Origin of the sequence: Streptomyces sp. NPDC006339, from assembly GCF_040612775.1 — a bacterium.
Classification (GTDB): domain Bacteria; phylum Actinomycetota; class Actinomycetes; order Streptomycetales; family Streptomycetaceae; genus Streptomyces.
This window is the reverse complement of sequence record NZ_JBEXQW010000001.1, coordinates 270,952-286,075: the sequence shown is the minus strand read 5'-3', so window position 1 is coordinate 286,075 and position 15,124 is coordinate 270,952. Positions and strand designations below refer to the sequence as shown.

Sequence of the window (15,124 nt, the reverse complement as noted above, 5' to 3'; positions counted from 1 at the left end):
GCCCCGCCTGCACCGGCTCGAACCCTCCGTACCCGTTCCTCTGCCCCGGCCCCTGACCGCACACAGCGATGGGGCGCGCCCAGTCCGCCAAGACCAGCGGGCGCGCCCCACACGGGAGGACCCCATGAACCAGCCACCCCTGTGGCCCGACGGGTGGGAGACCGAAGCCGACGAGGCCGCGGTCGACACCCGCGCCGACGTCATCTGGCCGCTCTTCGACCACGGCCGGCCCTGCGGAGGCCGCCCCATACCCCACCACCGACCCATCCACGACGTCCTGGAGACCCTGTGAGGCCCGAACTCACCGCCCGGCAGGAGAAGGTGCTCCAGCTCCGCGCCGAGGGCTTCAGTGGCCCTCAGATCGCCGCAGCCCTGCATCTGGCCGTCGCCACCGTCAGCTACCACGAGACCGTCATCGTCCACAGGCTCAACGCCCGCAACATCACGCACGCCGTCTTCCTCGCCTGCCGGTCCGGAATCCTCGACGGCCGGCCGCAGCGGCACGGCGACCACGCCGGCTACCAGGCGCACATCCGCCGCGGCGAGGACCCCAAGCTGTGCCCGCCGTGCTGGGCCGGCGAACGGGCCTACCGGAACGGGGCGAAGGTGACCCGTACCGAGGCTCCCAGTCAGAACAGGCCCGAGAAAGCCCTAGGAGGGGCCTAGGAGGCCCGAACTCCCGCCCGGCGTAGTCCGCGACGCCGGGCGCCCAGAGCGCCAGCGAGGCGCACAGCCCATCCGATCTGATCAGCGCGCCCGAAAGGTACCGATATGACCGACCGGGAAACCCTCCTCGCCCTCCTCGGCCAATGGGTCACCGTCACCAACCCCCGCCTCCCCGCCGCCTGGTACGGAAAGCTCGTCGCCCTCGCCGACGACCCCAGCGTGCTCATCCAGACCCCCGGCCAAGGCCAAGGCTGCTTCCCCCAGTCGTTCATCGTCGCCCCCGCCGAACCACCCCTCGACGAGCAGGACGACGACGAGACACCCCTCCAGGCCGCCCGCGCCTCCATCTACCTCCGCGACGCTGTCATCGAGCAGCTGAAGACCCGCCTCCGCATCGCCGAGGCGCGAGCCAGCGAACTCGAAGGCGCCACCGACATCGCCGTCCACGCCATCCAGCTCATGAACAAAGCCGGCGCCGAACGAGACGCCGCCGAGGCCACCACCAAACGCGTCCGCGACGAGGTCGACCGCTGGACTCGCAACGCCCTCGAGCCCGGTCAAGCCCGACGCGTCCTCGACGACATCCGCAACGCCCTCCAGCCCAAGGAGTAGCCGTGCCCACCCTCCATGAGTGGATCACCCAGCAGGTCGACCAGGCCGAAGCCGCAGCCGCCGAAGACCCGGCCGCACTGCGCCGCTGCGAAGCCGACCGCCGCATCCTCGCCCGCCACAAGCCGTGGGCCAGCGGATCCGAAGAGTGTGACGGCTGCGACCAAGACCTCACGACGAACCTCAACGACTGCCCGGAACTCCTCGACCTCGCCCTCGCCCACGGCCTCACCGACGGCATCCTCGGCGCCCTCGACCGTCCCCAGCCGCCTGCGGCGCCCGAAAGGACGGCGAGTCTGACCCCTGCCCAGGACCTCCGTCGAGCCTTCGACCGGTTCTTCAACAGCCCCCCTGCACGTGAAGCCCCCGCCACCTTCCGGCCCGCACCGGACCACCGCCGCAAGTAGCCCAGCCCGCACCGCCGCAAGGAGAGCCGTGAACGACATGCCCACCTGCACCCGCTGCCCGCGCGAACTCCGCGACGACGAGTGGTCGAGGTACCTGTGCCGCGTCTGCGAGGACCGGACCGCTGCCGCCCTGGTCGAGATACCGGTCCTCTACCAGCAGCTCGGCCAGCACCTCCACCGCTGCTCCAGCACCGGGCCCGCCGTCTCCGGCAGCAAGACCGCCCCGGCGCCCCTTCGTGAAGGCATCCTCGAACTACAGTTGGAGACCGGCCCCATCCTTGCCCCCCTCCAGGCATGGGTGCGGGACTGGGAAACCTACGGGCACGCCGAGCTTCACGAAACTGGCAGCCTTCAGGACCGCGTTGCTGGCGCCTGCCAGACGCTCCGATACAACCTCGGGTGGGCGGTGCAGCATCACCCCGCCATCGACGAAGCGGCGGACGAGCTGGGCTCCATCCACCGCACCCTGACCGGCATCACCTCCGGCGAACGCCCCGCCCGCCGGCTCCACGCCCAATGCCCCTGCGGCCGCGCCCTCCCGTTCACCCTCAACACCCGCGGCGAAACCTGCCGCGGCTGCGGCGCCGACTACGGGCACAGCGACATCCTCCGCCTGCCGCTCGCAGACCGGCGAGCCGCGGCCTAGTCCGCTGACAGCCGCTTCGCCAGGTCTGCTGCGAGCTGGCCGGCGGCCTCACCCCGCGGCGTCAGGTCCAGCTGCTCCAGCAGTTGCAGGAAGCCCACCGCCTCCCTCGCCTCCGCAGCAGTCAATAGCGGCAGGCGAGGGGCAGACGGATAGTCGCCAATCACAGGCTCAGCAGTCTCCACGCCAGGTCAAACGGTCATCCGCAGGTCAGGACACGCCTCAGGCCAAGACATCACTCCCTGCGCTCCGGCGGCTTGCGCCATAGAACCACCTACCGACATCCGTAGGTGGTCATTGCGTCCAAGCCTCGACAGCTTGCCGCTAACCTCGAAGCCACTGCACTGGTTATGGGATTCGTGATTTCAGGGGTCGAGGCATGAGCAACCACACGTGGACCATCGACAGCATCACCCACGCACTGCCCCACCCAGAGCTCCGCGCGACGTTCCAACGCGAAGTCGCCTTCACAGAAGTAGCCAAGCTCCACACGATCCTCGATCGATGGGTCCAGTTCGTCACCGACATCGAAGCCGGCCGAGCCGAAGTAGAACTGGTGCGCGAACACATCCGGGAACACGGACAGCTACCGAGCGGCTACGATCAGGAGACTCGCGACAGCATCTCCAGGTACGAGGAACTCAAGGCCCGCATCGAAGCCCAACGCCGAGGACACAACGCAGCGTGAACTGGCACTTCAGCCGCAGCCCCAACGCGATCAAGATGATCGAAGGGCTGCCCTTCGAAGGGCAAGTCGCCCTGTTCGAGTACATCGACCAACTCGAACAAGACCCCATCGCAGCCACCACTGCATGGGGCGAGGAAGACGAAATCACCCGCGAAGGGATCTTCGGAGACGGACTCGGCCTCATCAGCCTCTTCGTCAATCGCGAGACCGGCCGCATCACACCACTGCAGATCAGTTGGGTCGGGACCCACTAGCCGGCCACACGCAATTAACCCCGCCACCCAGGAGGTCCACACGTGGCCAGCCACCCTGACCCCACCGTCGACCTGCGCGACCAACACATCGCCGAACTCCGGAGCGCACTCCAACGCGCCATCCCTCTGATGAGCTTTACCGCCGGCCTAGAAGCGGCGGTCAACCCGAAGCACGCAGACCTGATGATGGCAGCCGCCAAAGACTTCGAGGGCATCCTTGCCCGCACCAACCCCCAGTAGCGCCTGACACGACGAAGCCCGCCACCCGATGGGGTGGCGGGCTCACTTGCGTCTGGGGTCAGTCGTCGAGTGTCTCGTCGAGGTACTCCTGCACAGGCCCGAAGAGGCCCCACGGCACGTAGTCCGGGATCTGCTCCAGCCGGATCCAGGCGACCTCGGCCAGCTCCTCCTCGTCGGCGACCCGGGCCTCGCCACCGACGACCTCGCACGCAACGTAGGACATGTGCCGGCCGGTCTGCGGATGTACCCGCTCGCCGAGGGAGCGGACAGCTTTCACCTCGAGGTCGACCTCCTCGGCGGTCTCCCGCACCGCGGCCTGCTCCGGAGTCTCGCCGGCCTCGATGCCGCCGCCCGGGAACGCCCAGAGGAGCTTCCCCTCGCGCTCCCGGCGCCTGATCATCAGCACGCGGCCGGCGTCAGTGATGATCGCCGTGGAGATGCCCTGCTCAGTCTTCGTCTCGGTCACGCCAATGCCTCCAGGGCAGTCAGTACAGGGGGGTAGATCCGCTCGGTCGGGATGAACTTCGTCAGGCTGCTGATTGGGATCCAGGCCGTGTCCAGGTTCTCCACGGGGTCGGCATTACGGGCCTCGCCGGCCAGGTACTCGCAGAACTCATAGCTGGCCAGAACGCCAGTCGTAGGGTGGACTCTGGTGCCTAGATGCTTGCGCACAGTGCAGTGAACAGCGGTCTCGGCGAGCGTCTCTTGCACTGCGACTGCACTGGAGCTGCCACCGGGTTTGACGACACCTGCCGGGAATCCCCACGAGAGCGGCTCGTCGCCGCGCCGGCAGACGAGCAGGACGTCCGATCCGCGAACCACAATCGCGATAGCCACTCGCAGGGCTTGCGCTGCTGCGGCGGCTTCCGGCTGAAGGATGGCGCCGAAGCGGTGGCGCTCGGCAGGAGTTACCTGCTCATGCAGGGTGTCGAGCGCTCGCTGAATCTCGCGGCGCGGAACGGTGGCAGGGCTCGCATGCCATGAGGCGACGGTGCGGACCGCCACTCCTAACCGCCGGGCGAACTCCTCGTTGGTCGCCCGCATTGCTGCCTGCAGCGCAGCTGCGTGACGCCCGCTCCAGGTCTCGATCACGTCCACGGGGCTGCTCGACCCTCCCTTGCGACCTGCACTACGGACGTCGTGCCACCTGCACTGCCGGATCGTCGTCAGGCAGGGGCCGCGCGCGTTGACTCAAAGCATGGACCTGCAGTTACGCCGAGAGCTGGGCGTCATCCCGAGGGGGCCGCTGCGGCGGCTTCGCACCGGGGCGACGGAGGTACCAGCGGATGAACTCGCGAACGACCGCCGCTCGGTCGCTCCCCATCGCCTTCGCAGCATCGTCGAAGTCGCTCCAGTCCTCATTCGGGATGCGGATCTGGCGCGGCGGTGTGTGTTGCTGCTTCTCGGACACACCAGAAAGGTATCTGCCTGTAGCTACAGCAGGCAATACGCATCGCGGAGAAACGACTACCAAAACTCACCCTGCGAACCGCTTGCGTGTAGCTACGGGAGCATGCCACTGTGTAGCTACACGGCGGCCCCGGAAACGAGGCAGCCCCGCGAGGTGCGGGAACACCAAGCGGGGCCTAGGCCGAGCCCCCTTCGCAACAAGGGAGAACAGCCATGAGCACCACTGTACCTACTCGCACCTGCGAGAACAGCTCCACCCCGCCCCTGACCACCGCCCGTCTGTTCTCGGCTCCGCTGTCGGAGCTGCTGGTGGAGGCGAACGTCGAGATCGTCGAGGCACCGGCCGAGTACGAGGGCTTCGAGGGCATCGCCCTAAAGCCTCACGTCGGCCCGATTCAGGTCGTGCTGCCGAAGCAGCAGAGCGCCCGCAGCCGGGACGCGATGACTCGCCTCCTCGTCGGCCGCCTGCTCGGCACCCCGATGCTGCCGCTGCCGGAGTCGCTGGAGGCCCGCACGTTCGGTGGTGCGCTGTGAGCGCCCCCGCGATTGAGGCCCCGGTTCTGGTGGTGGACGCGGACCGTCGCACGATGGCCGGCTTCTACGCGGACATGTTCCTGCGTCGTGAGCGTCTGGCCGGTGACGCGGTCGAGGTCTACGGCCGGCCGCTGCTGGCGGCTCTGGGTGTCGACCCGGCGGGCGTCACGGTCGCCGAGGTGTCGGCTACGGCCCGGCAGGTGCTGGCTGCGCTGTCGGCGCCGGTCATGTCGCAGGCCGACATCGACGCACACGCCGCCGCCACCCACATTCGCCGCCCGTCCGCCATGACGGACGCCGAGCGCGACGAGCTGTCGAAGAAGCTCGCCGAGACGAACAAGCGCAGCTCCACGCCCCGCTAGCCGCGCGCTCCCTCTGACTGCCGGGGTCGGCAGTCCTACCCCCTGCTGCCGGCCCCGGCCCCCTCCCTTTCCTGCACCTCGACACGAGGAGATTCGTCATGCACAGCTTCGTCATCACGACCGTCGATGGCCTCGCCTACCGCCAGGGCGAGCCTGCCGAACGCATGTCGGCGCTGGTCGACCTCGGCGCCCATGGCGAGACCCTCGACAGCTTCGAATACGACATGGACTGCGTGGTCCTCCGTTTCGGCGACTACACGCTCACCATTCCCGACGCCCGCATTGCACACATCGCTGAGCGCGACAGCGCCCGGGCGGTGCACGCGGCGAACGAGGCCATCGCTGCCGCCGAGGCCCGGGTTGTCCGGGCGGGTGGCGACCCGGACACCGATGTGCAGGTCGCCGCCCTCGTCAGGGCCCGTGACGCGCTCGTCCGCACCCTGGAGGGCTGACCGGTGGCCGTCACCCCGGAGTCGATCCTCGCCACCTACGCCGACCAGGTCGCGGCCGTCGTGAAGCAGCCGCCGGCCACCGAGCTCGGCCCGTTCGCGATGCAGGTGTACGCGGCGGGCGAGGAACTGCAGGCGGCCCGCGTTGCTGACTACCAGTTGCTCGACATTGCGGCCGCGCACCTCTTCGACGTGCTGAACGCCGCCCCCGAGCCGCGGCCGCAGTCCCTCGCGAACGCCGCCCACTTCCTCACCAAGGCGGCCGATGCGGTCGCCGGCTTCCTCACCCGGGCCTGAGCGCCCCACCCACTTACAGGAGATCCGTCATGCAGTTCGAGAACCGTCTGATCGAGCAGTACCTGTCCGCCCTGCGCGCCGGCGACGAGCTGGACATGGCGCGGATCGAGGCGAAGGCCGCCGACTACGACGCCCACAACCCGGAGGGACGCCTCCTCGACCAGCTCGTTGGCCTCACCCAGCCCGCCGCCGCCTGATGCACGTCGCCGCCTACCGCCTCCCCGGCCGCTACTCCAAGGGCATGGCCCGCATCGAGGCCATCGCAGACCAGGCCGCCCAGCTCGTCCAGGACGAGATGCGCGAGCGTCTCGGCCCGGTCGAGATCGTCGCCTCGGACACCCGCAGGTACGAGGCGAGGATCCTCGCCGCCGAGCAGCAGATCCTCGGCACCCGAACCGAGTCGAAGTGGGGCTACCCGAAGAGCCTGGCCCACACCACGCTCAGCCCGTCCGGCGTCCTGGTCCTCGTTGACCTTGAGGCCACCCCGGCCCGGGAGCTCGACAAGACCCTCGTTCACGAGCTCGTTCACGCCGTCCAGTTCGGCCGCCGAGGCATGCGGGACTTCGTTCTCGCAGGTATCCGCAACAACCACGGCATTGAGAAGGCTGGCGGCTGGCTGAAGGTCAACCTCGTCGACAACCGCAAGGTTGCCGCCCACGAGCGCGAGGCCCGCAGCCTCGAGCACCTTGCCCGCAAGCTTCGCTAACCCCGAAAGGAGCCCGCTATGGGCTTTCGCATCTCGCACGCCGGCACCCAGTCGACCCTGTCCTACACCCAGATCGCGCAGCTGGGCGAGGCGGTGAAGCGTGCCGCCAGCATCGCCAGTTGGATGACCCTGCGTCCGCTGTTCGCCCCGAGTCGCGACGGCTACGCGGAGATTCCTCCGGTGCGGGCCGCCAAGTACGGCAAGGCGCTCCTCAAGGTCGCGGGCGACCTGCCGGACGGCTGGGACAAGGTCGCCCGCCAGATCGGCCAGTCCGCTCTCCGCGCCGCCGGCCGCAACGAGCCCTGGGTGTGGTCGTGATGGGCTCCGTCTGGCGTGACGCCCGCAGCATCGCCGACCTGGGCCAGACGATGGCGGACTGGCTGGAGGGCCGGATCCCGTCCTGGCCGGGCTACGACGGTCCGTTCGGGCAAGAAGAGGAGGGCGGCGCCCGTCACCTCATCCCCGTGCTCGCGGCCGTGAACCGGGCCGGATTCGTGACCGTCGACTCCCAGCCCGGGACCGTGTCGCGCGACTCGACTGGTGAGGTGACATGGCGGCAGCGGGCCTACGTGCAGGGGGTCATCGACCGCCGCAACCCGCTCCTCGACCGCCTTGTCGTCGCGGCGAAGCAGACGGGTCTGACCGTGCACCGCGGTACCCGCCGGCCGGACGAGTCGATCGTGCTGACCGAGGTCCGCGGTGAGCCGTTCACCGGCATCACGACGAAGCTGCGCCGGAACTACCTCGCCCGCGAGTGGAACGGAATCGGCAAGCACGCGCTGAAGGAGCTCCGTACCTACGGCGTCCACCTGCTGATCTGCGACTACGTGTGGGCGTCCGACCGCCGGCTGTGGCCGCTGCTGACGGAGGCGGTCCGGTGATCGTCGACTGGCGGCAGACCCGCCGACCCGCGATCTCGTTCGCCGTCTTCGGTGCCCTCGCGTTCGTCTTCGGCGCGCAGGTGCCGCTGCTGTGGCGGATCGCCCTCGTCGTCTTCGCCGGCCTCGCGGTCGTCGCGTCCAGCGTCGTGCCGTGTCCGCCGACCATCCGCCTCGTCAAGCCCACCACCATCCCGCCCCAGCGCACCACCGGAACCTGAAGGGATTGATTGCCGTGAGCGGCACGTCGTTCACCGAGCAGTCCGCGAACGCGGACAAGATCCGCACCGAGGCGCACATTGCAGCGGCTGACGCGGAAGCCGAGCGCCGGCGCCGCGAAGCCCTCGACGCCCCCAAGCTGGCCGCCGCCAAGGCCAGGGCGGAGGAGATCGAGCGCAACTCCCGTGCGGCTGCCGAGGCCGAGGAGAAGCAGCGAGCCGAGCAGCTCGCCGCCGAACAGGCCGAGGCCCGGCGCAAGCTCGCCGGGCAGAAGCTCGACACGCAGGCAGCGAAGGCCGTGAAGTACTTCGCGATCGTCTGCTTCCTCGTCGCGCTGCCACTGCAGATCCGGGCCTTCTGGGAGCCGGAGCGCCCCTGGAACGTGGCCCTGCCGATCATGCTGGAGTCGGCGGCCTGGGTGACGCTGCGGCTCGTCGAGGCCGCCATCGCGAACCGGCGAGTGGTCTGGCCCTACCTGGCGGCGACCGCCGTGTTCGCGTCGATCGCGGCGGCCATCAACGTCACGGACGGCGCGCTGAACCCCAAGATCGGGCTTGTCTTCGGGCTCGTCGGCGGCGTCGCCTCCCTGGCAGGCCCCGGCGTGTGGACGATCCACAAGTTCGGCGACCGTGCCAAGCACGCCCAGGCCACCCGCGTCGAACGGCGGATCGCTGAAGCCGCAGCGAAGAAGGCCGAGGCCGAGCTCGCCGCCAGGAAGGTGGAGGCGGAAGGCCGGCGCCAGATCGAGGCCGACCGGCGCGCCGCGCACGAGGCGAAGGTCGCCGCAGACAAGGCGGCCGAGACGGCGGCGCTCGCGGCCCAGGACGAGCAGCGCCGCTCCCTCTACCCGGAGGCGTGGGAGCAGTACGAGAGGATCCTCGCCGCTCACCCGCTCGGCACGATCAGCCGCGACCGGGCCTGGGACGAGGCTCGCCGCGCCGCCGGCCACCCCGACGTGTATGCCCGGTACCAGATTTTCACTCTCAACGCCCCCGCCAACGTGAAGTCGTCGGACCTGTGGGCGGAGGCATGGAAGTCGGTCAAGGGCCTGCCGCTGGGGCAGACGATCGAGACCCTGGCCACTGAGCTCGCCGCTCGCGAGTACGTCGAGCAGGTCGTCGCGGAGCACCTCGACACGGCCGGACACCTTGCCGTCGAGGAGCTCATCGCCGACATCTTTGGGCGCGGCGGAGAAGGCGGCGGCACCCCCGTGAAGGGGAAGCCCAAGAGGCCGTCTGGCGGCCCGGCTGAGGGCGCTACAGCCCTTGGGGGAATTGAGAAGGAGGGCCCCTCGCCCTCCGGCCGTAAGGATGCCGTGGAGCCCCTGAAGGATGCCGATCTGGATGCCGCCCGGAAGCTCCACGATGCGGCCCCGGAGAAGTTCTCTACTCCTGCTGTCGCGAAGCTCATCGGTCGATCTGACACCTACTCCAAGCGCGTCCGCGATGCGGTCCGTGACGCCGTCCGCTCCGAGAAGAGCTGAGGACCAATGACTACCGCCCCGCACTCTGAGCAGGCTGTCGAGCGGCCCGCGCTGACCCTCGTCAAGGACAACGTCGAGCAGCCCGTCGAGGGCACGGTCGTCGCCCACCAGGGCACCGCCGTCACCGAGCAGCCGGCGTGGCTGACCGCCGTGTGGGACCACGCCTGGCAGCACCGTCTGTACGTCCCGCAGATCGGCCGCGGCTACGGCCACCTCATCCGCCGCTGGGTCGACGGATACCGCGACGGCTGGCCGCAGCAGATCGCCACCGCCAAGGCCGACCTCAAGGCCGCCAAGGGCGACTCCGCCGCCGAGGCCAAGGCGCGGGCCCTGCTGCAGAAGCACCGCGCCGAGTACCGCCGGCACCGCCTCGTCCACGGACTGAAGACCGGAGGCTGGGCCGCCACTGTCGCGCTCGGCATCGTGGTTGGCACCGCTCTCGGGGGTGTCCTCGTCGACATCCCGCTCGCCCTCACCGCTCTCGGCATTGGCGCCTGGAGCGGACGGCCTGGTGCCCCGGTCGCCCTCACCAGCGGCACCGTAGGCGTCGACGAGCTCTCCGCCGCCGACCCCGAGCAGGACGAGGCAGAGCTCCGCGCCGCCCTCGCTGCAGCCGGGTTCACCAACTCCATCCGCATCATCGAAGCGTCCCCCGTCCGTGCCGACGGAAGCCGCGAGATCACCTTCGACCTCGGCGGCGCCACCACCGTCACCGAGCTCCGCAAGAAGATCGAGTCGATCGCTGCCGCCCTCAAGCGGGACGTCACCATGGTCGACATCACCAAGGGCGACCACCTGGGGCAGGCCCGCCTGTGGCTCGCCAACAGTGACCCCTTCGAGATCGCCCGCCGCTCCCCGCTGCTTGAGCAGGCCACGCCCCTCGACTCGTGGCGCAACGGCATCCCCGTCGCCTACGGCAAGCGCGGCAACACCATCTACATCCCCCTGGTCAACCAGAATACGGTCATCGGAGGCCGCAGCCGCTCTGGCAAGGGCGTCGGCGCATCCAACCTGATTGTCGGCGCAGCCATGGACCCGATGGTCAATCTGCGGATCGTTGCAGGCAAGCACAACGGCGAATGGGATCCCTACGCCCGCGCCGGCCTCGCCTCCACCTACTTCAAGCCCAGCCCGGAGCGACTCCTCGCCCTCCTCAAGGGCCTCCTCGCCGACAAGGACCGGCGCGAGCGGGACCTCGGAAAGCTGGCCAAGTCCAAGCTGATCCACAACCTGATCGCCCAGATCGGCGGAGTCGAACTCCTCGTCATCGACGAGCTCGCCACCTACACCAGGCCCGGGAAGCCGCTGCGTGACGAGATCCTCGCCGCCATTGAGGAACTGTCGCAGGTGGCCCTCGGCGCTGGCATCCTCATGGTGCTCATCACGCAGTACCCCGAGGTCGATGTCCTGCCGCAGGCCATCAGCATGAACTGCGGCACCAAGTGGGCCATGCTTGTCGAGAACGCCAGCCAGTCCAACGCCATCCTCGGATCCGGCCAGGCGGGTGCCGGCCGGGACGCCTCTAAGTTCGACCCGCCGCGGCCCGGCCTGGGCTGGCTCGTCGACCCGTTCGCCGGGGTCACTGACCTTGCCCGGTCTTTCGATCTCGACGAGGACGAGCGTGGCGAGATCACGGAACTGCTCAAGCGGGCCGCCGACTTCCGGCAGGCCGCAGGCCGACTCGTCGGCCAGTGGGAAGACCCGATCGAGATGTACCTGCTCGATGTGACCGGGCTGTCGTCGGCGGCCGGCGGGCCGAAGCGGGACGGCGCTCCCGGCCGAGCTGTGCACGAGATGACCGAGGCCCAGCGGGACCAGGTCGGTGCCCTGCAGGGCGCTCTCATGGCCATGGACCACTTCGGGCGGGACGAGGCCCAACTCGACGAGATGGCCCGCTTCATGGGGGACGGGGTCACCCCCGACGAACTTGGGGAGCTCCTCCGGAAGGCGGGCGCTGGCGGCACCGTCAAGGTCACCGTGCCGCACAAGACGGGGCGGGTGAACGGCTACCGCCGAGCAGACCTCATGGACGCTCTGGCCTTCCTGACAGGCGCCTGACCGCCCGGACAGCGCACCTTTTTATCCCGGTATATCCCCTGGTCGGGGGCCGGACAGGCCCCGGACGCGACCCGGGTCACATCCCCCTTCCGTCCGCCCTCTGTCCGGGGTGCATACCGGTCCAAACCATGCCCCCGTCCGGGGTGCAAACCACCACAAACGACATCCTGAAGGAGACCACGATCATGGCCCTCAAGCCCGTCTACAACGACACCCGCGGCGACCAGAAGAGCCTCCTCCGCGACATCCGCCCCGGCAACCGCATCTACGTCATCCACGACATCGCCGAGCGCTACGTCCTCGGCAAGGGACCCCACGGCTACGACGAGCCCCACTACTACAGCGAGTACGAAGTCACCCGCGACAAAGCCCCGTTCACCGGCCACCCCATGGTCCGCTGCACCACCACCGGCGGCCTGCAGAGCATCACCCAGCTCCACAACCGCGAACGCCGGCTCTACACCCAGCTCCCCGCCGGCATGCAGCACATCGCCGCCTAGCCGGTTCTGACGGCTGCCCGATCCGCCCGACCAGAACGGGCGGTGAGGGGAGCCGGAACAACCCCGGACCCAAACACCCCACCAAGGAGACACGCATGGGCTTCATCAAGAAGACCGCCGACAGCATCGCCGCCGATCTCGCTTCTGGCGACACCGCCCGCATCGAGCAGGCCGCCAAGGACTACGTACACGCCCTGCTGGAAGGACCCGGCACCGCATCCCAGAACGCCAGCGCGCTCGCGGAAGCCGTCAAGAAAAGCAAGAAGAAGTGACCCCCAACGGCTGAGTGCACATCCCCCGTGGGGCGCCCCTGACCGCCTGGACAGCACCAGGGGCGCCCCTCCTCCCGCGAACGGAAGACGACCACATGACCACAACCGCCCCGCCCCCCGTCAAGCCCGCCACCGGAATCGACGCCCACCAGCTCATCGCCGACATCGAGCAGTACCTCGCCGACCAGGCGCCGCGCACCGCCCACCCGCTCGTCACCAAGACCACCGACCAGCTCATCGCCGAAGCCCTCGCCGACCAGCCCGCCACCGCCGCGGCACCCACCCTCGCCGCACCCAGCAAGACGTGGCGGCTCCTGCCCGACTGGGCCCTCGGCATCGTCCGGCAGCTCCACGCTGGCCAGACCCGGCACATCACCGTCACCCAGCACCTCCAGCTCACCGCCCTCGTCATCGAGCAGTACGGCTGGAAGCGCGGCGCCCTCCGATCCACCTCTGGGCGTCGCTGCATCCTCGGCGCCCAGGCCGTCCTCTGCCGTCTCGGCTACGGCGACGAGCACACCGCCCGCGAAGCCGGCCAGCGCATCCAGAACATCCTCACCCGTCGCGGCATCGCCGAGCCCTACCACCGCTGGAACGACCGCACCGGCCGAACCCAGACCGAAGTCCTCCACCTCATCCGCGAAGCCGCCGCAACCAGCTCCTGAAAGGACCAGCCATGGCCTGGTACCACGACGCCTCAGACGCCGACCTCGTGCAGTCGATCGAGCTGGCACGAGACACCATCCGCCTCGCACGCAAGCAGGGCAACAAGCAGCGCGAAGAAGCCTTCACCGAAGACCTCAACAACTTCCTCGACGAAGCTCGCCGCCGCGGGTGGAAGCAGGGAAGCCCCTGGCCCGGACGGTAGCCCCCACCCCGCACCGACGAAGGAGATCCGTGCCCATTCAGATCCGCATCACGTCCTACGGCACCGGCCACAACGACCCGCCGCACGCCACCAACCCCGTCGTCGTCGACACCACCGCGCTCCGCAACCCGCCCGAAGACCCCGCAGTCCGCCGCCAGCTCACCCAACTCACCGGCCTCAACCCCGACGTCGCCACCTACGTCATGAACACACCCGGCGCCGAAAACCTCGTCGACCAGGCCCGCCGACAGGTCGAGCAGCGCATCAAGCGTGGCGACCAACACATCGACGTCCACGTCCACTGCTACGGCGGCCGTCACCGGTCCGTCGCCATCGCCGAACAGCTCGGCCAGCAACTCCGAGGCCACGGGCGAGTGCACGTCCAACACCGGCACATCAGCCAGCCCATCCTGCCCAGCCGACCGCGGTAACGCCTAACCAAGGAGAACCAGTGTTCAAGCGCTGCCCCTCTGCCGAGATCGACGACGAGCCCTGCAGCTCAGGCGTCCACGACCACCTGTTCCTCGACGCCGACAACGCAGGCGCCTACGGCTGCGAAGACCACATCCTCAAGCTCCTCCTCCGCTTCCCCCGTGGCCGAGTCGTCGGGAGCCCCCACGACCCCGGCTCCGGTATCCGCATTCTCAAGGCCGCCTCCACCGCCCGGAGGAACCGATGAACGCACTTCGACTCAAGGTGACCTACTCACCCGCGCACTACGTCCGCGGCGGCCTCAGGCCAGCCATCGTCCTCTCCCGGAAGCCCGACCCCGACTGCCCCGACTGCTGCGGCGACGGCGTCATCGCCTACGACATCGACTGCATCAACACAGACCCGCGCCACTGCGCGCCGGAAAACCCCCTCCTCAGCCTGCCGTTACCGCGCAAGGTCAACCCGAACTACCGGAACTACCGACGCCGACAGAGGCTCGCCACCACCAGCCGCGGGCTGGGTAAGACCACCAACAACGACTAGGGAGCAAGCCATGGGATACGCCCGCTACGAGATCTACCGGAACGGCGAGAAGATCGAAGCCGGATACGACGTCGCCACGACATGCGAGCGCGACGAATGCGACGCACAGATCGACCGCGGTCTCGCCCACCTCTGCGGCAAAACGCCCGGCGGGGACGAGCACGGATGCGGTGGCTACTACTGCAGCAGCCACCTCTACATGAGCCTCGACGACGAGGTTGGCGACCTCTGCGGTCAGTGCATCGCCGACTACAAGCGCCAGGCCACCAACGCCTGACTGCTACCCGCGGCCCTCGTCCTCGACGGGGGCCGCAGGTGTCGCCCGGGCCATCCACCGGCCCGTACCCCGCGACTCCATCGGCAGCATCGTCGGCGCCAAGCCGAACACGGCACACAACCGGTCCAGTTCCGACCGGCACTCCAACTCAGAATCCGCCTGCACCGAGAACACCGTCGCCATGAAGGCAGTCTCTCGAATAGGTCACCCCTATCGCACTCGAAACGGCAATAGGTTGACTCAATCCGGTTGCCGAACATATGGTGTGCTCAATCGGAGCTTTGCGCCTGCTGAGGCCGCCCACGCTGGGCGGCCCTTCGCGTTTCCCG

Annotated in this window: 30 protein-coding genes; 27 read left to right on the top strand and 3 right to left on the bottom strand. The window is 68.9% G+C overall.

What is annotated here, in order from left to right:
* Nucleotides 1-124 precede the first annotated feature (124 nt).
* The 8 genes from ABZ135_RS01460 to ABZ135_RS01425 all read left to right on the top strand — a co-directional run bounded on the left by ABZ135_RS01460 (nt 125) and on the right by ABZ135_RS01425 (nt 3,507).
* Nucleotides 125-292, top strand: coding sequence for a hypothetical protein (locus ABZ135_RS01460; RefSeq protein WP_356690609.1), 168 nt, complete (start codon nt 125-127; stop codon nt 290-292).
* Nucleotides 289-666, top strand: a complete 378-nt coding sequence (locus ABZ135_RS01455; RefSeq protein ID WP_356690607.1) for a LuxR C-terminal-related transcriptional regulator — start codon at nt 289-291, stop codon at nt 664-666. The genes ABZ135_RS01460 and ABZ135_RS01455 overlap by 4 nt, the downstream gene beginning before the upstream one ends.
* 105 nt (nt 667-771) lie before the next feature.
* A complete protein-coding gene (locus tag ABZ135_RS01450) occupies nt 772-1,278 on the top strand; it encodes a hypothetical protein (protein ID WP_356690605.1) in 507 nt (168 codons plus the stop codon).
* A gap of 2 nt (nt 1,279-1,280) precedes the next feature.
* A complete protein-coding gene (locus tag ABZ135_RS01445) occupies nt 1,281-1,682 on the top strand; it encodes a hypothetical protein (RefSeq protein ID WP_356690603.1) in 402 nt (133 codons plus the stop codon).
* Between the two features lie 28 nt (nt 1,683-1,710).
* On the top strand, nt 1,711-2,328 hold the full coding sequence (locus ABZ135_RS01440; protein WP_356690601.1) for a hypothetical protein: 618 nt from the start codon (nt 1,711-1,713) through the stop codon (nt 2,326-2,328).
* A 376-nt stretch (nt 2,329-2,704) separates the two neighbouring features.
* Entirely contained in the window at nt 2,705-3,013 is a 309-nt protein-coding gene (locus ABZ135_RS01435; RefSeq protein WP_356690599.1) for a hypothetical protein, read from the top strand.
* A complete protein-coding gene (locus ABZ135_RS01430; protein ID WP_356690597.1) occupies nt 3,010-3,267 on the top strand; it encodes a hypothetical protein in 258 nt (85 codons plus the stop codon). The genes ABZ135_RS01435 and ABZ135_RS01430 overlap by 4 nt, the downstream gene beginning before the upstream one ends.
* A gap of 42 nt (nt 3,268-3,309) precedes the next feature.
* A complete protein-coding gene (locus tag ABZ135_RS01425) occupies nt 3,310-3,507 on the top strand; it encodes a hypothetical protein (RefSeq protein ID WP_356690595.1) in 198 nt (65 codons plus the stop codon).
* Nucleotides 3,508-3,565: 58 nt separating this feature from the next.
* Here the strand turns inward: ABZ135_RS01425 and ABZ135_RS01420 are convergent, their stop codons facing one another.
* The 3 genes from ABZ135_RS01420 to ABZ135_RS01410 all read right to left on the bottom strand — a co-directional run bounded on the left by ABZ135_RS01420 (nt 3,566) and on the right by ABZ135_RS01410 (nt 4,918).
* Entirely contained in the window at nt 3,566-3,973 is a 408-nt protein-coding gene (locus ABZ135_RS01420; RefSeq protein WP_356690593.1) for an NUDIX hydrolase, read from the bottom strand.
* Nucleotides 3,970-4,605, bottom strand: a complete 636-nt coding sequence (locus ABZ135_RS01415; RefSeq protein ID WP_356690591.1) for an NUDIX domain-containing protein — start codon at nt 4,603-4,605, stop codon at nt 3,970-3,972. Before ABZ135_RS01415 ends, ABZ135_RS01420 begins: the two co-directional genes overlap by 4 nt.
* A 112-nt stretch (nt 4,606-4,717) precedes the next feature.
* Entirely contained in the window at nt 4,718-4,918 is a 201-nt protein-coding gene (locus ABZ135_RS01410) for a hypothetical protein (protein WP_356690589.1), read from the bottom strand.
* A 212-nt stretch (nt 4,919-5,130) separates the two neighbouring features.
* Between ABZ135_RS01410 and ABZ135_RS01405 the strand changes: the two genes are divergently transcribed.
* The 19 genes from ABZ135_RS01405 to ABZ135_RS01315 all read left to right on the top strand — a co-directional run bounded on the left by ABZ135_RS01405 (nt 5,131) and on the right by ABZ135_RS01315 (nt 14,795).
* Nucleotides 5,131-5,451, top strand: a complete 321-nt coding sequence (locus ABZ135_RS01405; RefSeq protein WP_356690587.1) for a hypothetical protein — start codon at nt 5,131-5,133, stop codon at nt 5,449-5,451.
* The gene (locus ABZ135_RS01400; protein ID WP_356690585.1) at nt 5,448-5,813 is read left to right on the top strand and encodes a hypothetical protein; all 366 of its coding nucleotides are present in this window, start codon (nt 5,448-5,450) and stop codon (nt 5,811-5,813) included. The genes ABZ135_RS01405 and ABZ135_RS01400 overlap by 4 nt, the downstream gene beginning before the upstream one ends.
* A 98-nt stretch (nt 5,814-5,911) precedes the next feature.
* Nucleotides 5,912-6,265 carry a hypothetical protein gene (locus ABZ135_RS01395; protein ID WP_356690583.1) on the top strand — a complete coding sequence of 118 codons (354 nt, stop codon included), beginning with the start codon at nt 5,912-5,914 and terminating at the stop codon, nt 6,263-6,265.
* Nucleotides 6,266-6,268: 3 nt separating this feature from the next.
* Nucleotides 6,269-6,559: a hypothetical protein gene (locus tag ABZ135_RS01390; RefSeq protein WP_356690581.1), complete on the top strand. Its 291-nt coding sequence runs from the start codon at nt 6,269-6,271 to the stop codon at nt 6,557-6,559.
* 29 nt (nt 6,560-6,588) lie between these two features.
* Nucleotides 6,589-6,756: a hypothetical protein gene (locus ABZ135_RS01385; RefSeq protein WP_356690579.1), complete on the top strand. Its 168-nt coding sequence runs from the start codon at nt 6,589-6,591 to the stop codon at nt 6,754-6,756.
* Nucleotides 6,756-7,265, top strand: coding sequence for a hypothetical protein (locus tag ABZ135_RS01380; protein ID WP_356690577.1), 510 nt, complete (start codon nt 6,756-6,758; stop codon nt 7,263-7,265). Before ABZ135_RS01385 ends, ABZ135_RS01380 begins: the two co-directional genes overlap by 1 nt.
* Before the next feature lie 18 nt (nt 7,266-7,283).
* Complete coding sequence (locus ABZ135_RS01375; RefSeq protein WP_356690575.1) at nt 7,284-7,583, top strand: hypothetical protein; 300 nt, start codon at nt 7,284-7,286, stop codon at nt 7,581-7,583.
* Nucleotides 7,583-8,146: a hypothetical protein gene (locus tag ABZ135_RS01370; RefSeq protein WP_356690573.1), complete on the top strand. Its 564-nt coding sequence runs from the start codon at nt 7,583-7,585 to the stop codon at nt 8,144-8,146. The genes ABZ135_RS01375 and ABZ135_RS01370 overlap by 1 nt, the downstream gene beginning before the upstream one ends.
* Complete coding sequence (locus ABZ135_RS01365; RefSeq protein ID WP_356690571.1) at nt 8,143-8,364, top strand: hypothetical protein; 222 nt, start codon at nt 8,143-8,145, stop codon at nt 8,362-8,364. The genes ABZ135_RS01370 and ABZ135_RS01365 overlap by 4 nt, the downstream gene beginning before the upstream one ends.
* Before the next feature lie 14 nt (nt 8,365-8,378).
* Nucleotides 8,379-9,845: a hypothetical protein gene (locus ABZ135_RS01360; protein WP_356690569.1), complete on the top strand. Its 1,467-nt coding sequence runs from the start codon at nt 8,379-8,381 to the stop codon at nt 9,843-9,845.
* 6 nt (nt 9,846-9,851) lie between these two features.
* A complete protein-coding gene (locus ABZ135_RS01355) occupies nt 9,852-11,903 on the top strand; it encodes a hypothetical protein (RefSeq protein WP_356690567.1) in 2,052 nt (683 codons plus the stop codon).
* A gap of 143 nt (nt 11,904-12,046) precedes the next feature.
* Nucleotides 12,047-12,403 (top strand): hypothetical protein, encoded by a 357-nt coding sequence (locus tag ABZ135_RS01350; protein ID WP_356690565.1) that lies wholly within the window; start codon nt 12,047-12,049, stop codon nt 12,401-12,403.
* A 95-nt stretch (nt 12,404-12,498) separates the two neighbouring features.
* Entirely contained in the window at nt 12,499-12,675 is a 177-nt protein-coding gene (locus tag ABZ135_RS01345) for a hypothetical protein (RefSeq protein WP_356690563.1), read from the top strand.
* Between the two features lie 95 nt (nt 12,676-12,770).
* On the top strand, nt 12,771-13,340 hold the full coding sequence (locus ABZ135_RS01340) for a hypothetical protein (protein ID WP_356690561.1): 570 nt from the start codon (nt 12,771-12,773) through the stop codon (nt 13,338-13,340).
* A gap of 11 nt (nt 13,341-13,351) precedes the next feature.
* Entirely contained in the window at nt 13,352-13,543 is a 192-nt protein-coding gene (locus tag ABZ135_RS01335; RefSeq protein ID WP_356690559.1) for a hypothetical protein, read from the top strand.
* Between the two features lie 29 nt (nt 13,544-13,572).
* Nucleotides 13,573-13,974, top strand: coding sequence for an RNase adapter RapZ (locus tag ABZ135_RS01330; protein WP_356690557.1), 402 nt, complete (start codon nt 13,573-13,575; stop codon nt 13,972-13,974).
* 20 nt (nt 13,975-13,994) lie between these two features.
* A complete protein-coding gene (locus ABZ135_RS01325; RefSeq protein WP_356690555.1) occupies nt 13,995-14,222 on the top strand; it encodes a hypothetical protein in 228 nt (75 codons plus the stop codon).
* A complete protein-coding gene (locus ABZ135_RS01320) occupies nt 14,219-14,518 on the top strand; it encodes a hypothetical protein (RefSeq protein ID WP_356690553.1) in 300 nt (99 codons plus the stop codon). The genes ABZ135_RS01325 and ABZ135_RS01320 overlap by 4 nt, the downstream gene beginning before the upstream one ends.
* A gap of 10 nt (nt 14,519-14,528) precedes the next feature.
* Complete coding sequence (locus tag ABZ135_RS01315) at nt 14,529-14,795, top strand: hypothetical protein (RefSeq protein WP_356690551.1); 267 nt, start codon at nt 14,529-14,531, stop codon at nt 14,793-14,795.
* Nucleotides 14,796-15,124 lie beyond the last annotated feature (329 nt).